This is a genomic window from Rhizobium gallicum bv. gallicum R602sp (assembly GCF_000816845.1).
GTDB lineage: Bacteria > Pseudomonadota > Alphaproteobacteria > Rhizobiales > Rhizobiaceae > Rhizobium > Rhizobium gallicum.
Genome location: NZ_CP006877.1, coordinates 1,046,199 through 1,061,235, shown reverse-complemented (window position 1 = coordinate 1,061,235; position 15,037 = coordinate 1,046,199). Strand labels below are relative to the sequence as shown.

General features: G+C 62.1%; 12 protein-coding genes and 1 pseudogene. 8 read left to right on the top strand and 5 right to left on the bottom strand.

The window, feature by feature from the left end; genetic code table 11:
- Window position 1 precedes the first annotated feature (1 nt).
- The 3 genes and pseudogenes from RGR602_RS05185 (at window position 2) to RGR602_RS05175 (ending at window position 3,070) form a co-directional block, all read left to right on the top strand.
- A complete protein-coding gene (locus tag RGR602_RS05185) occupies window positions 2–925 on the top strand; it encodes an MBL fold metallo-hydrolase (protein ID WP_039844227.1) in 924 nt (307 codons plus the stop codon).
- Complete coding sequence (locus RGR602_RS05180) at window positions 922–1,374, top strand: thiol-disulfide oxidoreductase DCC family protein (protein ID WP_039844226.1); 453 nt, start codon at window positions 922–924, stop codon at window positions 1,372–1,374. Before RGR602_RS05185 ends, RGR602_RS05180 begins: the two co-directional genes overlap by 4 nt.
- Window positions 1,371–3,070, top strand: a pseudogene (locus tag RGR602_RS05175) (DUF4166 domain-containing protein). Before RGR602_RS05180 ends, RGR602_RS05175 begins: the two are co-directional and overlap by 4 nt.
- A gap of 9 nt (window positions 3,071–3,079) precedes the next feature.
- Here RGR602_RS05175 and RGR602_RS05170 read toward each other — a convergent pair.
- Window positions 3,080–3,985: a DUF1499 domain-containing protein gene (locus tag RGR602_RS05170; RefSeq protein ID WP_039844225.1), complete on the bottom strand. Its 906-nt coding sequence runs from the start codon at window positions 3,983–3,985 to the stop codon at window positions 3,080–3,082.
- A 221-nt stretch (window positions 3,986–4,206) separates the two neighbouring features.
- Here RGR602_RS05170 and RGR602_RS05165 point away from each other — a divergent pair, with 221 nt between their 5' ends.
- Both RGR602_RS05165 and RGR602_RS05160 read left to right on the top strand, forming a co-directional pair.
- On the top strand, window positions 4,207–4,596 hold the full coding sequence (locus RGR602_RS05165; RefSeq protein ID WP_039844224.1) for a hypothetical protein: 390 nt from the start codon (window positions 4,207–4,209) through the stop codon (window positions 4,594–4,596).
- Between the two features lie 87 nt (window positions 4,597–4,683).
- A complete protein-coding gene (locus RGR602_RS05160) occupies window positions 4,684–4,953 on the top strand; it encodes a hypothetical protein (RefSeq protein WP_022716432.1) in 270 nt (89 codons plus the stop codon).
- On the opposite strand, the gene ppdK is transcribed toward RGR602_RS05160, so the two are convergent.
- From ppdK to RGR602_RS05145, 3 genes are all read right to left on the bottom strand, one after another.
- On the bottom strand, window positions 4,941–7,613 hold the full coding sequence (gene ppdK, locus RGR602_RS05155) for a pyruvate, phosphate dikinase (protein ID WP_039844223.1): 2,673 nt from the start codon (window positions 7,611–7,613) through the stop codon (window positions 4,941–4,943). The two genes, RGR602_RS05160 and ppdK, sit on opposite strands and share 13 nt — an antisense overlap.
- A 403-nt stretch (window positions 7,614–8,016) precedes the next feature.
- Entirely contained in the window at window positions 8,017–11,478 is a 3,462-nt protein-coding gene (locus tag RGR602_RS05150) for a chromosome segregation SMC family protein (protein WP_039844222.1), read from the bottom strand.
- A gap of 78 nt (window positions 11,479–11,556) precedes the next feature.
- On the bottom strand, window positions 11,557–12,249 hold the full coding sequence (locus RGR602_RS05145) for a DsbA family protein (protein WP_039844221.1): 693 nt from the start codon (window positions 12,247–12,249) through the stop codon (window positions 11,557–11,559).
- 169 nt (window positions 12,250–12,418) lie between these two features.
- On the opposite strand from RGR602_RS05145, the gene RGR602_RS39615 reads away from it, so the two are divergent.
- Complete coding sequence (locus RGR602_RS39615; protein WP_203226186.1) at window positions 12,419–12,634, top strand: transposase; 216 nt, start codon at window positions 12,419–12,421, stop codon at window positions 12,632–12,634.
- Between the two features lie 34 nt (window positions 12,635–12,668).
- Here RGR602_RS39615 and RGR602_RS05140 read toward each other — a convergent pair whose 3' ends face one another.
- A complete protein-coding gene (locus RGR602_RS05140) occupies window positions 12,669–13,157 on the bottom strand; it encodes a DUF721 domain-containing protein (RefSeq protein ID WP_039846660.1) in 489 nt (162 codons plus the stop codon).
- Between the two features lie 97 nt (window positions 13,158–13,254).
- Here RGR602_RS05140 and mutY point away from each other — a divergent pair, with 97 nt between their 5' ends.
- Window positions 13,255–14,346: an A/G-specific adenine glycosylase gene (gene mutY / locus RGR602_RS05135; protein WP_039844220.1), complete on the top strand. Its 1,092-nt coding sequence runs from the start codon at window positions 13,255–13,257 to the stop codon at window positions 14,344–14,346.
- Window positions 14,347–14,349: 3 nt separating this feature from the next.
- Complete coding sequence (locus RGR602_RS05130; protein ID WP_039844219.1) at window positions 14,350–14,967, top strand: HAD family hydrolase; 618 nt, start codon at window positions 14,350–14,352, stop codon at window positions 14,965–14,967.
- Window positions 14,968–15,037 lie beyond the last annotated feature (70 nt).

Here is a 15,037-nt window from a genome sequence, read left to right as displayed (position 1 = left end):
CATGCCCAGTCCGACATTCGATCTTGCCTTCGACCCTCACTATGGCCGCGCGGTGGACGTTGCGCCGGGGGTCCAGCGCATCACGGCCAACAATCCGAGTCCTTTCACCTTCCACGGCACCAACAGCTACATCGTCGGTACCTCATCCGTCGCCGTCATCGATCCGGGGCCTGAGAACGAGGCGCATTTTGAGGCACTGATTAAGGCGCTCAAGGGCCGGACGGTCACGCATATAGTCGTCACCCATACACATCGCGACCACTCGCCGCTTGCCGCGAAGTTGCAGAGAGAGACAGGCGCCATCACCGTCGGCGAAGGTATGCACCGCGCAGCAAGGCCGCTCCATGACGGCGAGGTCAATCCCTTTGCCGAAAGCTCCGATACGCGTTTCGTGCCGGATATCTCGGTTGGCGACGGCGAGACCATCAAGGGTGACGGCTGGGCGCTGACGGCGGTGCTGACACCGGGACACGCCGCAAACCACGCGGCTTTCGCGCTCGAAGGCACCGGCATCCTCTTTTCCGGCGACCATGTCATGGCCTGGGCGACCTCCATCGTTGCGCCACCGGATGGCTCGATGGCCGATTACATGGCCTCGCTCGACAAGCTTATCGCACGCCGCGACCACCTGCTTTTACCGGGCCATGGCGGGCCGGTGAAACGTCCCGTCTCCTTCATGCGGGCGCTGAAGACGCACCGGCGCATGCGCGAGCGCGCCGTCGTGGAGCGGATGAAGGCAGGCGACCGGCTGATCCCCGATATGGTGAAGGTGATCTACCGCGACACAGACCCCAGGCTGCACGGCGCGGCGGCACTCTCCGTCTTCGCTCATATCGAGGACCTGGTGGAACGCGGCATCGTGCAGGCGGACGGACCGCCTTCGCTTTTCGGGGCGTATCAACTGTCTGCTGGAGAGGAACGATGAGACGGAATGACTATAGCTATCGGAGCGATGCCGCTGTTCCGGCCTTTCCGGACGACAAGCCGCTCATCATCTTCGACGGCGAATGCGTCTTCTGCTCCCGCTGGGTAAGGTTTGCGCTGAAGCACGACAAGGCCGGGCGTTACCGCTTCCTTGCCGCGCAATCGCCGCTCGGCACGGCACTTTACCGGCACTACGGCCTGGATGAGCGAGACTACGAGACGAATATCCTGCTCGAAGACGGCCGCGCGCATTTCAAATCCGAGGGTTCGATCCGCATGATTGCCCGGCTCGGCTTTCCCTGGTCGCTCGTCAGTATCCTTTACATCCTGCCGCGCCCGTTTGCCGACCGGCTCTATGAGTTCGTCGCCAGAAACCGCCTGAAGATCGCCGGGCGCCGGACAACCTGCTATGTGCCGTCGCCCGAGGAACGGAGCCGCTTCCTGGCGTGAGCGGTGCAGCACTTCGCATTCTCATCATCGGCGGCTATGTGGCACCTTCGGCGCCAAGCTGTCGCAGCTTCTTTGCGACGACGAGCGCTTCTGCCTGCTGATTGGAGGACGTTCGCTTGCCAAGGCGGTTGCTTTCGCGTCCAGCCTGGGCGGCAAAGCCGGCAAGGAGCCGGTGGTGTTCGACCGCAACGGCGATGTTTACAAGCAGCTGTCAGCGGTCGCGCCGGCCGTGACCGTAGACGCTTCCGGACCGTTTCAGACGATGGGCGGCGACACCTATCGCGTGCCGAGAGCCTGCATATCTCTCGGCATCGACTACGCCGATCTGGCAGACAGCCGCGAATTCGTCCGCCAGATCGCGGAGCTCGACGCGGAAGCGCGGACGGCAGGCGTATTCGTTCTGTCGGGGCTGAGCAGCTTTCCCGCTCTCTCCTTTGCCGCGCTCGACCGTCTGGCACAGGATTTTTCGCGGATCGATCATGTTTCATCGGGTATCGCGCCCTCGCCGCATGCCGACATCGGCCCCAACGTCATCCGGGCGATTACGAGCTATGCCGGAAAGCCCGTGCCGATCCTTCGCAACGGCATTTCCGCGACCGGCCTTGGGCTGATCGAATGGCATCGGGTGACGGTCGCACCGCCGGGGTGCATCCCGCTCAAAAGCGGACGTTTCAGACTGGTTGACGCGCCGGACCTCGATCTTCTGCCTCAAAGGTTCGAAGGCTTGTCATCAATGTTCACCGGTGCGGCAACAAAGCCGCAGAGCTTGCAACGGCTGCTGGCCGCAACGGCGCAACTGGTGCGGCTCAAGCTTCTTCCCTCGTTAATGCCATTTGCCCCGTTGATGCATCGGGCAAGCAAGCCCCTCGCCTCCGGCGAACACAGGGGCGGAATGTTCGTCCGCGCCTCGGGATCGGACCGGGCCGGCCAGCCGCTCGAGGCAAGCTGGCATCTGGTCGCGGAAGGCGATGACGGGCCGTTCGTCCCTGTCACCGGGCTGGAGGCCCTGATCCGAAAGCTGGCGAATGGCAATCGACCGGCCGATGGCGCGCGGTCGGCGGCTGGCGAATTTCCTCTTGAAGCGTTCGAAAGATGCTTCGAGCGTTTCGCCATCCACAGCGGCACGCGCCACGTCCGGCCGGGAGAGGTGGACCTGCCTCTCTACCGGCGCCTGCCTGGCTCGGCCTGGGAACAGCTGCCCCGTGCAATTGCCGCGACGCATGACACACCCGAAGGCGGGAACAGGCTCTCCGGCCGTGCACGCGTGGAGCGCGGGACCGGTTTCGTGGCCTCGATCATCGCTGCTGTGGTGGGCTTTCCGAAAGCGCAAGATGATGTTGCGGTCCGCGTATGTTTCACCACCAAAGGCAGAATAGAGTTCTGGACACGCGATTTCGGCGGTGCAGAGTTTTGCAGCGTACAATTGAAGGGCCATGGGCGCGATGCGCATCTGCTCGCTGAGGATTTCGGGCCTTTCCGGATTCTCATGGCTGTGGTGCCGGATGGCGCCAAGCTGCGTTTCGTCGTTCGCGGCTGGCGCCTTTTCGGCATCCCCCTGCCTTTGGTGCTAGCGCCCGGCGGCGATATCTACGAGGAGGAGCGCGAAAGCCGATTCCATTTTCATGTGGAGGTCGGCGGGCCGCTGATCGGGCTGATCGTGAGGTATGCCGGATGGCTGGAAGAAGAAGGCGGTTGAGCCTTCGTCTTACCCCGCAATGCCCAGCAATTCCATATCGAGGGCTTCGAGATAATGGTCGGCGATTTCGGCGCTGAGGCCGAGGTCGTGCTGACCGTAGCGGGAGGCGACGCGAATGTCGACGAAGGTGGTTTCGGCCTCTTCGCGCAGTCGGATGACGACGTCGAAGTGCAGGCCGGTGATGAGCGTGCGGGTTTCGCCCTGAAGCGTCACGCCGTTTGCGTCGCGAATAAGCTTTGCGACATCGTCCTCATAGGGCCTCGGCGTGGGAACGGGAACCTGATCGGGCGCTTCGGCGACGGCATCGCCATCGGGCTGGGGCCTTGCCGGCGCATCCTCGAGATCGCGGACCGGTTCGCCTTCGCCGGCACTTCCGGTGATCGTGATGCCATCCAGCTTCGCCACTTTCCTGACCGCTTCGAGCACGCGGTCGATCGCGCCTTCATAACGCCGGCCGGTCAGTTCGGGATAAGCCAGGAGCTGTTGTTCGCGCTCCTGCGCCGACACGTCGGGATTGCGTTTCATCCAGATCTGATCGGCATGTGGCGACGAAAGCCAGTCTGGCGCTGAAACGACATCCGTCGACACGTCATAGATGGCCGGCCGCGTGAAATAGCGCTCAGCGATAAAACCGCCGAAACCCAAGGGAAGGATCGCAAAGATCAACGCTTTCAACGCATCGAGGCCGCCTTCGGCTCCAGTCGCCCAGAGGCTTCTGAGACCGACGGCGGCAAGCATGGCGGCAAGCAGCGCAAAGCCGATGGAGACAAGCAGCAGGAGCACGAGATAGGGCGTGGCAAGGCCGCCGAACCGGTGCGCGACTAGCACCGCGACCCAGAGGACCAAAGCAAACGCCCCGAAGCGCCGCGCAAAGCGGGCCGAATTGGAAACGGGGCGGTCAAAGCGGATGGCCATCAAACTTACCGATTATTCGCGGGCGCAAACCGCCTGCGAGGGCGCAAGAAGCACCCACACTTGTTTATGGCAAGATTCGCCTAAATTGAAACTGTTGTCTCCGCGCAAGGGCCGCAATCCACCAAAAGGCGGTGGTGGCTTTAATAAGTAACATCTGATATGTCACTAAAAAGACGGCTCCGGCGCATTTGCCGATAACGGGAAGGATCAGGAGAAGAGTGATGCTTTCATCGGAAACAACCGAAAGACCACAGGCATCATCGCTTGGCGCAAGCGATCCATCCGAGTCCTTCCTGCCGATGGAGCTTCTTGAGCTCGAGCTTTCGCTCGAAGGCTACGACGGCGGCGAAGAGGGCTTCTGCGAGGCCGTGCGCGCGGCTGCCGCCAATGCAAACGGCGAATTCCTGTTCGATCTTCCGGCAGCCGGGCTCATCGAGGATTGCCGGCGCATCGCCGTTCTGCGCATCCCGTCGGCGAGCACCAAAATGCGTGTCGTGCTTGCCGTTCTCGATACCAATGGCTCGGAAATCCGCGTGCAGGCGCCGGATCAGGAGACCGCACATCTCGTGCAGTTCGCCGATGCCTTCATCGAGGTGCTGGAACGAATTTGAACTCAGCCGCGTTTTCCGATGTTTGTTGACGTGAGCCGGCAAATCGCCTCTTGTCTGGCGACCGGTTCATGCATCGGAGAATGTGCTATGCGTCTTTCCGCTCTTTCCCTGTCCCTCGCCGCCATCGCGATCAGCCTTTCGGCCTGCCAGACTCTCACGCCGGAAGAACGGCGGGCTGCCGACGAGCGGCGATGCCTCAGCTACGGCTTCAGGCGCGGCACAGACGCGTTTGCCACCTGCCTGCAGCGCATTGATCTCGACAGGCGCGCCGACGCGCGGGCATTTCGCGCGCAGGCAGATGAAAACTTCGACGACTTCACCCGGCCGATCTACTATCCGCGCTATTATCGCCGCTGAGCGTTGCTGATGACCGCCTGAGCTGCCGCGAGCCGGGCAATCGGCACGCGAAACGGCGAACAGGAGACATAATCGAGGCCGATTGTCTCACAGAAATGGATCGAGGCGGGATCGCCGCCGTGCTCGCCGCAGATGCCAAGCTTCATGTCGTTGCGCGTGCGCCTACCGCGTTCTGCAGCGATGCTGATCAACTCGCCGACGCCCTCGAAATCCAGCGAGATGAAAGGATCGTGCTCGATGATCCCCTTGCGCTGGTAAGTCGGGATGAAGGCGGAGGCATCGTCGCGCGAAATGCCGAAGGTCGTCTGCGTCAAGTCGTTGGTGCCGAAAGAGAAGAACTCGGCGGCCTCGGCGATCTTGTGCGCGCGCAGGGCTGCCCGCGGCAACTCGATCATCGTGCCGACGAGATAATCGATCTTCATGCCAGCCTCGGTCATCACCTCCCCGGCAACCGCGTCGATCCGTTCCTTGACATAATCCAATTCCGAACGAAGGCCGACTAGCGGCACCATGATTTCCGGGACGACGGCCGCCCCGGTTTCCTGCGCGGCGGCAATAGCCGCTTCGAAAATGGCGCGCGCCTGCATTTCGACGATCTCGGGATGGGAAATGGCAAGCCGGCAGCCGCGGTGGCCGAGCATCGGGTTGAACTCGTGCAGCGCATCGACACGCTGGCGGAGTGCGGCCGCCTCCATGCCCATGGCAGCCGCGACATCCACGACCTCTTCCTCGGTCTTCGGCAGGAATTCGTGGAGCGGCGGATCGAGCAAGCGGATCGTCACCGGCAGGCCGTGCATGACGGTGAAGAGGCCGGTGAAATCCAACCGCTGCATTGGCAGCAGCTTGTCGAGTGCGGCACGCCTGCCCTTCTCGTCTTCGGCAAGGATCATCTCACGCATGACATGGATGCGCTCGCCTTCGAAGAACATGTGTTCGGTGCGGCAAAGGCCGATACCTTCCGCGCCGAAGGCACGCGCAGCGCGCGCGTCGGCGGGGGTATCGGCATTGGTGCGCACTGTCATGCGGCGAACCCTGTCGGCCCAGCCCATGATGCGGCCAAAATCCCCGGAAAGCTCCGGCTGGATCATCGGAACCTCGCCCCGCAGCACCTGCCCGGCCGACCCATCGATGGTGATGATGTCGCCCTTTTTCAGTGTCACGCCAACACCGATAAGGCGCTCGTTGCGGAGATCGATGCGCATGGTTCCGGCGCCGACTACGCAAGGGACGCCCATGCCGCGGGCGACCACCGCCGCGTGGCTGGTCATACCGCCGCGCGTGGTGAGGATACCTTCTGCGGCATGCATGCCATGGATATCCTCCGGGCTCGTTTCGACGCGGAGCAGAATGACCTTGCGGCCCTCCTCCTCCGCCTCGACCGCCTCTTCCGCGGTGAAGACGATCGCGCCGGTCGCAGCCCCCGGCGAAGCCGGCAATCCGGTGCCTATCACCTGGCGGTCTACACGCGGATCGATCGTCGGGTGCAGAAGCTGGTCGAGCGTTGAAGGCTCGATGCGCAGCACCGCCTGCTCTTCGGTGATCAGCTTTTCATCCACCATATCGACGGCGATCTTCATCGCCGCCTTTGTAGAGCGCTTGCCGGAGCGCGTCTGCAGCATCCAGAGCTTGCCGCGCTCGATGGTGAATTCGATGTCCTGCATGTCGCGGTAGTGCGCTTCGAGCTCGGTGCAGATATGGGTGAGTTCCTCGAAAGCCTCTGGCATCAGCTTTTCAAGCGACGGACGGTCGGAACCGGAGTTGATGCGTCCCTCCTCCGTAATGCTTTGGGGCGTGCGGATGCCGGCGACCACGTCTTCGCCTTGCGCATTGACAAGGAATTCGCCGTAGAGCGACCTTTCGCCGGTCGAGGGGTTGCGCGTAAAGGCGACGCCGGTTGCCGACGCATTGCCGAGATTGCCGAAGACCATGGCCTGGACGTTGACGGCCGTGCCCCAGCCTCCCGGAATGTTGTGGAGCTGGCGATAGGTGACGGCGCGCGCGCTCATCCAGCTTGCGAAGACGGCACCGATGGCACCCCAGAGCTGCTCTTCGGGATCCTGCGGGAATTCCTCGCCGAGTTCCTCCTCGATCAGCTCCTTATACAGCGAAACGACCTGCTGCCAGTCGCTGGCTGTCAGCTCGGTTTCGAGCTCATGGCCGAGACGCGCCTTCTGGTCTTCCAGGATCTCCTCAAAAATTTCGTGATCGAGGCCCATGACGACATCCGCATACATCTGGATGAAGCGGCGGTAGCTATCCCAGGCAAACCGGGCGTCGCCCGCATCATGTCCCAGCGCCTGCACGGTTTCGTCGTTGAGGCCGAGATTGAGAACCGTATCCATCATGCCCGGCATGGAAATGCGGGCGCCTGAGCGGACGGACAAGAGCAGCGGCCGGTCCTTTGCGCCGAACTGCCGGCCAGTCGCCTTCTCGATCGTCTCCAATCCGCGGCGGATTTCATCTTTCAGGCCGGCATCGATCCGTCTACCGAGCGCGTAATAAGCGCTGCAAGCATCGGCGATGATGGTGAAGCCCGGCGGCACCGGCAGGCCCAGGCTGCACATCTCGGCCAGATTGGCGCCCTTACCGCCCAGAACGTCATGGTCCCGTGCGCGACCTTCCGCCTGCCCGTTGCCGAACGTATAGACCAGTTTGGTCATTTTCCCCCCGATCAAAATCAGGACCAGCTTATTCCCATGGTCCTGAAATGAAAATCGACAAATACGGCGAAATGTTGCACCGCACAATGGATGCTCGCCGTTTCGAACCGATTGATTGGAAAAGGGAAGAAAAAAAGCTTTGCGGGACTGCAACAACCGTCCCGCAAAGCCTTGTTTCCGTCCAGCCAGGAAACTGGACGGGGGGTACGTTAAACCGGGAAAATCCGACTGCCCTTATTCGGTATGCCCCCCGGTCGATCCAACATGCGCATCAGCCCGCATCTCAGGTCCGCCATCTAGAAACAACTTCTAATTCAATTTTGGAAAAAGAGCATCACCCAATTGGGTTAACGCGCCCTTTGGGACGTGACCTTTTTTGGGTATTTATGAAAGCGCTTATTTTTCAGGCCGTTTCGCGAAGGCGTTCGGCGGTTTGCAAGTCGACGGAAACAAGCTGCGATACGCCTTGCTCGGCCATCGTTACACCAAAAAGTCGATTCATGCGTGCCATGGTGATTGGATTGTGAGTAATGATGACGAATCGAGTCTCGGTCGAGGCCGCCATTTCGTCCATCAGATTGCAATAGCGCTCGACATTGTGATCATCCAGCGGCGCATCCACCTCGTCAAGCACGCAGATCGGCGCCGGATTGGTGAGGAAGACGGCGAAGATCAGTGCCATGGCCGTGAGCGCCTGCTCGCCGCCCGAAAGCAGTGTCATCGTCTGCGGCTTCTTGCCGGGCGGGCGGGCGAGGATTTCGAGGCCCGCTTCCAGCGGATCATCGGATTCGATCAGCTGAAGTTCCGCCGTGCCGCCACCGAAAAGATGGGTGAAGAGGCGCTGGAACTGGCCGTTGACGACGTCGAAGGCGGCAATCAGGCGTTCGCGGCCCTCGCGGTTGAGGCTTTGGATCGCGCCGCGAAGCTTGCGGATGGCGTCGATGACGTCGTCACGCTCCCTGATCAGCGCCTCAAGCTTTTCGGTGAGCTCCTTCTGCTCTTCCTCGGCGCGGAGGTTCACGGCTCCGAGGCGCTCGCGCTCCATCTTCAACCGCTCCAGCTCGCGCTCGACCTCGCGCAAGTCGGGAACGGACTGCATAGCCTGCAGGCCTGTCAGACGGTACGCCTCATGTGGCGGAACATTGAGCACTTCCCGGATTCGGCTTTCGCTCTCCTGCCGCTTCTCGCGCGCAGAGACGAGGCGCTCTTCGGCACGGGCGCGGCGCTCGCGGCTTTCGGCAAGTTCGGAAAGCGCGGTGGCGGCCTTATGATCGGCTTCGCGCTGCACGAGTTCGGCGGCAGCGAGAAGATCGCCGGCCCCACGGCGGGCGGCTTCCGCTTTCTGTAATTCGTTCAGCAGCGCTTGGCGCTTGTCCTCGAATTCATCCGGCGCCATTTCGAGTTCGGCCGCTTCCTCGCGTGCCTCCTCCTCGCGATCGCGCAAAGTCGCGATGTGATCCTCGGCGCTTGCGGCGCGCTGGCGCCAGGTCTCGCGCTCCTGACCGATCGCAATGATGCGGCGCTGGCGAGCCTCGTTCTCGCGGTTCAGGCTTTCGTGGCGGGCGCGCGCTTCGGCCGCAAGGCCGCGATCGGTCGCGACCTCGGCCTGCTGGATGCGCAGCCGGTCGTCGAGTGCGGTGAGATCCGGCGCATCCTCAAGCTCGATGCGCGCGGTCTCTTCCTGGACGGCGAGGTCTTCCTGCTGCGACTGGAGCTGGTTGACGGCTTCCGCAACCACGTCGCGACGGCGGATGAGATCGCCGGAGGCGCGTTCGGCGGCAGCCAGCGCGTCGCGCGCCTCGGCAAGATGACGGGCCGATAGGCGGCTTATGTCACGCGCTTCGTTGAGCTTGCGTTCCTCACCGCGAATCGCTTCTCCCGCCATGGCAAGCCGCTCCTCCGCTTCAGCCAGAATATCGCGAGCGAGCGAAACTTCGCTTTCCAGCTCGCCGAGGCGGTTCTTCTGGGCGAGGCGCAAAGCGGCGGCACTCGGCGCATCGGCGCCGGTCACATGGCCATCCCAGCGGTAGACGGCGCCATCTTTCGTCACCAGGCGCTGGCCGGGCTTCAAGTCGTTCATCAACCGCATCGCGTCGCCATCGGCGACGAGGCCAATCTGCTTCAAGCGGCGCGTCAGTGCAGCCGGCGCGCCGACATGGGTCAGCAAGGGCACGACACCGGCCGGCAGTGCGGGATCGGAAGTGCCATCACCATTTCCCGACCAGTGGGCAGGCGCCTTCGGATCAAGGGGCGATTCCAGATCGTCGCCGAGTGCGGCGCCCAAGGCCGTTTCGAAGCCGCGATCGACACGGAGCTCATCGGCAACGGGCGGGAATCGCCCTGCCGCCGCACCAGCAGCAAGCATGCGCGAGATCGTGCGGCCTTCGGTTTCCAGCGCATTCAGCTTCGAGCGCGCCTGATCGACCGGCGCGCGTGAAAGCGCTTCGGTTTCTCGCGCAGCGGAGAGCGCTTGTTCAACCGCCTGGATGACCGTTTCGGCCTCGACGACAGCCATCTCCGCAGCTTCGACCACTGCCCGCTTTTCATCGGGATCGGGCATCGCAGTGATCTTTTCAGCCACACTGGAGAACTCGCGGTTTGCTTCGTTCATCTGCCGTTCGAGGCGCATCTTGCGGTCTGCGAGATCGCGGATCGCCCGTTCCAGCTGATGGCGGCCAGCAGCAGCTTCGGCACGCTCGGCGGTCAGCGCCGCGAAAACGCGCTCGCTGTCGGCAAGCTTTGCCGCAGCACCTTCGAAAGCCTCGCGCAATTCGTCCGCATGACGGCCAGAATCGGCCAGTATTTCCGCAATATCCGCCTCCTCGGCATCGAGCCGCGAAAGGATCGCAGCATTGTCCGACACCAGCCGCTCCTCGCGCTGAATGTCCTCGGCGAGTTGCGCCAGGCGGCGAGTCAGTTCGTCACGGCGGCGCAGGATGCGGTTTGCGTCGTCCTCGAGCTGCGACCTTGCGATCTGCAGCCGCTGGAGGGCAGCGGCGGCGCGCGCTTCGCTCTCGCGGAGCTCCGGAAGCTTCAGGCTGGCCACCCCTTGAGCCTTTGCGGCCTCCATCTGGATCTGGGCCCTTTCCGCAACGCCGACGGTCGCCTGGTTAAGGGCGCTGTCGGCCTCGGCTTCCGCCTCCTTCGCCTGCACCCAGCGGATATGCAGGAGTGTGGCTTCGCGCGCACGGATTTCGGCAGACAGCGTCTTGAAGCGGTTCGCCTGACGCGCCTGGCGCTTCAGGCTCTCGATCTGGCCTTCAAGCTGCGAGGTCACGTCATCAAGGCGTTCGAGGTTGCCTTCGGCGGCGCGCAGCCGCAGTTCGGCCTCATGACGGCGGGAATGCAGGCCGGAAATGCCGGCGGCCTCTTCCAGCAACTGGCGGCGGGCCTGGGGCTTTGCCGAAATCAGCTCGCCGATACGTCCCTGCCCGACCATCGAGGGCGAGCGCGCGCCGGTCGAGGCATCGGCGAAGAGAAGCTGCACGTCCTTGGCACGGCTTTCCTTGCCATTGATTCGATAGATCGAACCCTGTTCGCGCTCGATGCGGCGGGTCACCTGAATTTCGTCGCTGTCGTTGAACGCGGCAGGCGCCGTACGCTCGCTGTTGTCGAGATAGAGCGCGACTTCGGCAGTGTTGCGCGCCGGGCGGTTTCCCGAACCGGAGAAGATCACATCGTCCATGCCGGAGGCGCGCATGTTCTTGTACGAGTTCTCGCCCATCACCCAGCGCAGCGCCTCGACAAGATTGGACTTGCCGCAGCCGTTCGGCCCGACAACGCCGGTCAGGCCCCGCTCGATGATGAATTCCGTCGGCTCGACGAAGGATTTGAAGCCGATGACGCGAAGCTTGTTGAACTTCATGCGGCGCCCTCATGGCGCGCAGAACAACAAACGGGCGCACGGCTTTCGCCGCCGCCCGTCATCTTGAAACGGTTCGGATCAAAGCAGGCTGTCGATGAGGGCCGACAGGGTGTCAACCGGCATGTCTCCAGAATAACGCTTCCCATTGATGAGGAAAGTCGGCGTGGCATCGATGCCGAACTCCTTGGAGCCCCTTTCCCGCGTGGCGTTCACTTCATCCAGAAGCTTCTGGTTCGTCAAGCACTTCGTAAAACTATCCTCACTAAATCCAGCGAGTTTGGCCATCTGGAGAAGTGCAGCACGGCGATCTTCAGCGGCGGCCCAGGTTTCCTGCTGCTTGAAAAGCATGGAAACCATCGGGAAATACTGTTCCGGCGTGCTCAATTCTTCCGGCTTGGAAGCGTTGCAGCGAGCGAGCATGAAGGCTGCTGCAGCGGCCGGATCGAACGGGAATTCGCGGATGATGAAACGCGCCTTGCCGGTGTCCACGTACTTCTTCTTGATCTCGTCGAAGGTTGTGTTGTGGAAGTGGGCGCAATGCGGGCAGGTCATCGACATATATTCGACGATGGTCACCGGCGCATCTTCCTTGCCGAGCGCCATTTCTGGCAGCGGGCCGGGCTTCAGCACTTCCGCCATGTCGACATCACCAGCCGGCTTCGGAAGTTCGGCTGCTGCGTTTGCCGTGCCGGTAACCGCAAGTGTGGCGGTCGCGGCGGCCATGCCGCTCAGAAGCTGGCGTTTCGTCAGTTGCATTTCAGAGATCAGCATGGGTTCCCCTAATCGAGAGTGGCGGCTGAATGTGCGATATAACGGCAAGCGGCCGCGAACAAGGCACGCTTCGGCAACTTTCTTCAAAGAATTGTGACCTTGGTGGGACGAAAGCTGACGTTGCGAGCCGCATCCGCAATTTCAGTTTTGGCAAAAAGCGGCAGGCTCCATGGTCATTTGGTCTTCGTCACGAAATACCGCCCGCGACGTTCTGTCAGTACCGGCAATCCGCCACCTGCGGCGCATCTTCGCCAAGCTGTGTCGCGACTTCGGGGCCGAATTGATCGAATGCGACGGCGAAGACGATCATCTTCACCTCTGGTGCATTCGCTGCGAAGATCGCCCTGTCGAAGTTGGTCACCATGAGGACCCGTTTCTCGAATAGGAGAATGCGAACGAAGACGTTTTTTCAAAGTGCGTTATCTGCTCCGCTTCCCCAGCACCGCAGTGCCCAGCCGCTTCACCGCCTCGCGCAGCTTGTCGCCCTCGATGCCTTCCATCATGTCTTCAAGCTTTCGGGCAGCCTCGCCCTTCAGTGGCGGCGGAGTGCGGGAGCGCTTTACCGCTTGCGAAACGGGCTTCTGGACGATGCGGATCTGGTGGACGGCAGCAAAGCCGAAGAAACTGTTGATGCGCTGGATGAGCTCGCCCTGCGCGTGCGTCAAAAACAGAGCGCGCGCGCCTTCGCAGGCAATCGTCAGGACGCCGGGTTTATAGGTGTCGACTTCATAGCCACGCGACCAGGCGATCTTTTCCGGACGTGTGCAGTCGGCGAAATCCTCGCCGGCAATTTCATCCCAGGAACCGAGCAGCGCGGTGTTGATGCCGGCCCGTTTTGCAAGCACCGGGTCGATCAGGCCGTTCGCCAGTTCGGATATCTGCTTTTCAGCTTTACGTGGATAACTCATCGAAACCTTCGGATGCCGTCGCCAATCGGCGCTACCACCTTGATCGCGCAGCATTGCTCCGCCAAGTATAAGGCACTTCCCCGTCCCGCGGCAAATGATGACATCAACGACACTCGACGCCCCTTCCGCAACGCCTATTCTCGACTGGTACGACCGGCATCACCGCGACCTGCCCTGGCGCGTCTCCCCGCCGATGGCGGCGCGTGGCGTGAGGGCCGATCCCTATCGCGTCTGGCTTTCGGAGGTCATGCTGCAGCAAACGACCGTGCAGGCCGTGAAGCCCTATTTTGCCAATTTCCTGGCGCGCTGGCCAACGGTTCGCGACCTCGCCGAGGCGCCGAACGACGATGTCATGGCAGCTTGGGCAGGGCTCGGCTACTACGCCCGCGCCCGCAATCTCAAGAAATGCGCAGAAGCGGTCGCCACGCAACATGACGGCGTCTTTCCGGATACGGAGGACGGCCTGAAATCGCTGCCGGGCATCGGCGACTATACGGCAGCGGCGCTCGCGGCGATCGCCTTCAACAGGCAGGCTGCCGTCATGGACGGCAATGTCGAGCGTGTGATCTCCAGGCTCTACGCGATTTCGACTCCGCTTCCGGCCGGCAAGACGCTGATGAAGCAGAAGGTGGCGCTGTTGACGCCAGCCGACAGACCCGGCGATTTCGCGCAGGCGATGATGGATCTCGGCGCAACCATCTGTACGCCGAAACGGCCGGCGTGTTCGCTCTGTCCGTTCAGGGGATCGTGCGAGGCGCTTCGCCTGCATGATCCCGAGCAGTTTCCGGTGAAGGCGGCAAAGAAGGAAAGGCCGGTCCGGCGCGGTGCAGCTTTCGTCGCCGTGACCGCTGACGGCGAAATCCTCCTGCGGCGGCGGATCGCAAGCGGGCTGCTCGGCGGCATGACGGAGGTGCCGACGACCGCTTGGACATCGCGGGCGGATGGGGAAACTTCCGCGGATGCAGCGCCCTTCCCGGCACAATGGGAACCATGCGGCAGCGTCACCCATGTCTTCACGCATTTCGAACTCCGGCTTTCGATCTACCGCGCCGCGATCCCATCGAGAATTCAGCATGATGACAAATGGTGGGAGCCGGTTACAAATCTTGAAGCGCAGGCACTGCCGACGATCATGAAAAAAGCGATCGCCACCGCTATTCCTCGTGTGTTTGCAATGCCCAAGGGATGATATATGACTGCATCAATCCATCACATCGTTTTTGATATTGGCAAAGTTCTTATCCACTACGATCCGAATATTCCCTACAGCCGCCTCATTCCCGACGCGGCCGAACGCAAGTGGTTTTTCGACAACGTCTGCACCCATGATTGGAACGTCGAGCAGGACCGCGGACGCACCTGGGCGGATGCCGAAGCGCTCCTGATCGAAGCCCATCCGACGCGGGAAGAGCATATCCGCGCCTTCCGCAAGTACTGGCACGAAATGGTTCCGCATGCCTACGAGGACAGCGTCGCGATCATGGAAGCGCTGATTGCGGAGGGCCGCGATGTCACAATGCTGACGAACTTCGCATCCGATACGTTCCGCGAGGCGCAGAAGCGCTTTTCCTTCCTGACGAAACCGCGCGGCGTCACCGTTTCCGGCGATGTAGGGTTAATCAAGCCGGATATCGCGATCTATGAAACGCATACGAGGAGCTTCAGCCTCGAGCCGGCGGCGACGATCTTCGTCGACGACGCGCCTGCGAATGTCGAAGGCGCAAGGGCGGCAGGATGGAATGCCGTGCTTTTCACCGGTGCCGACAAGTTGCGCAGCGATCTTGCCGACTATGGCGTAAGGGCAAGGTGACGGACTGGCGTTGAACAGAAAGGCGCCCGGGGTGTTGATCCCGGGCGCCGTAGGCCTTCTTCCGCAACTG

What these genes read in the sequence shown, in the direction of transcription:
- RGR602_RS05170 (WP_039844225.1), bottom strand. Translation starts at nt 3,985, where the DNA reads ATGGCCATCCGCTTTGACCGCCCCGTTTCCAATTCGGCCCGCTTTGCG.
- RGR602_RS05180 (WP_039844226.1), top strand. Translation starts at nt 922, where the DNA reads ATGAGACGGAATGACTATAGCTATCGGAGCGATGCCGCTGTTCCGGCC.
- RGR602_RS05165 (WP_039844224.1), top strand. Translation starts at nt 4,207, where the DNA reads ATGCTTTCATCGGAAACAACCGAAAGACCACAGGCATCATCGCTTGGC.
- RGR602_RS05145 (WP_039844221.1), bottom strand. Translation starts at nt 12,249, where the DNA reads ATGCTGATCTCTGAAATGCAACTGACGAAACGCCAGCTTCTGAGCGGC.
- mutY (WP_039844220.1), top strand. Translation starts at nt 13,255, where the DNA reads ATGACATCAACGACACTCGACGCCCCTTCCGCAACGCCTATTCTCGAC.
- RGR602_RS05130 (WP_039844219.1), top strand. Translation starts at nt 14,350, where the DNA reads ATGACTGCATCAATCCATCACATCGTTTTTGATATTGGCAAAGTTCTT.
- RGR602_RS05140 (WP_039846660.1), bottom strand. Translation starts at nt 13,157, where the DNA reads ATGAGTTATCCACGTAAAGCTGAAAAGCAGATATCCGAACTGGCGAAC.
- RGR602_RS05160 (WP_022716432.1), top strand. Translation starts at nt 4,684, where the DNA reads ATGCGTCTTTCCGCTCTTTCCCTGTCCCTCGCCGCCATCGCGATCAGC.
- RGR602_RS05185 (WP_039844227.1), top strand. Translation starts at nt 2, where the DNA reads ATGCCCAGTCCGACATTCGATCTTGCCTTCGACCCTCACTATGGCCGC.
- ppdK (WP_039844223.1), bottom strand. Translation starts at nt 7,613, where the DNA reads ATGACCAAACTGGTCTATACGTTCGGCAACGGGCAGGCGGAAGGTCGC.
- RGR602_RS05150 (WP_039844222.1), bottom strand. Translation starts at nt 11,478, where the DNA reads ATGAAGTTCAACAAGCTTCGCGTCATCGGCTTCAAATCCTTCGTCGAG.
- RGR602_RS39615 (WP_203226186.1), top strand. Translation starts at nt 12,419, where the DNA reads ATGGTCATTTGGTCTTCGTCACGAAATACCGCCCGCGACGTTCTGTCA.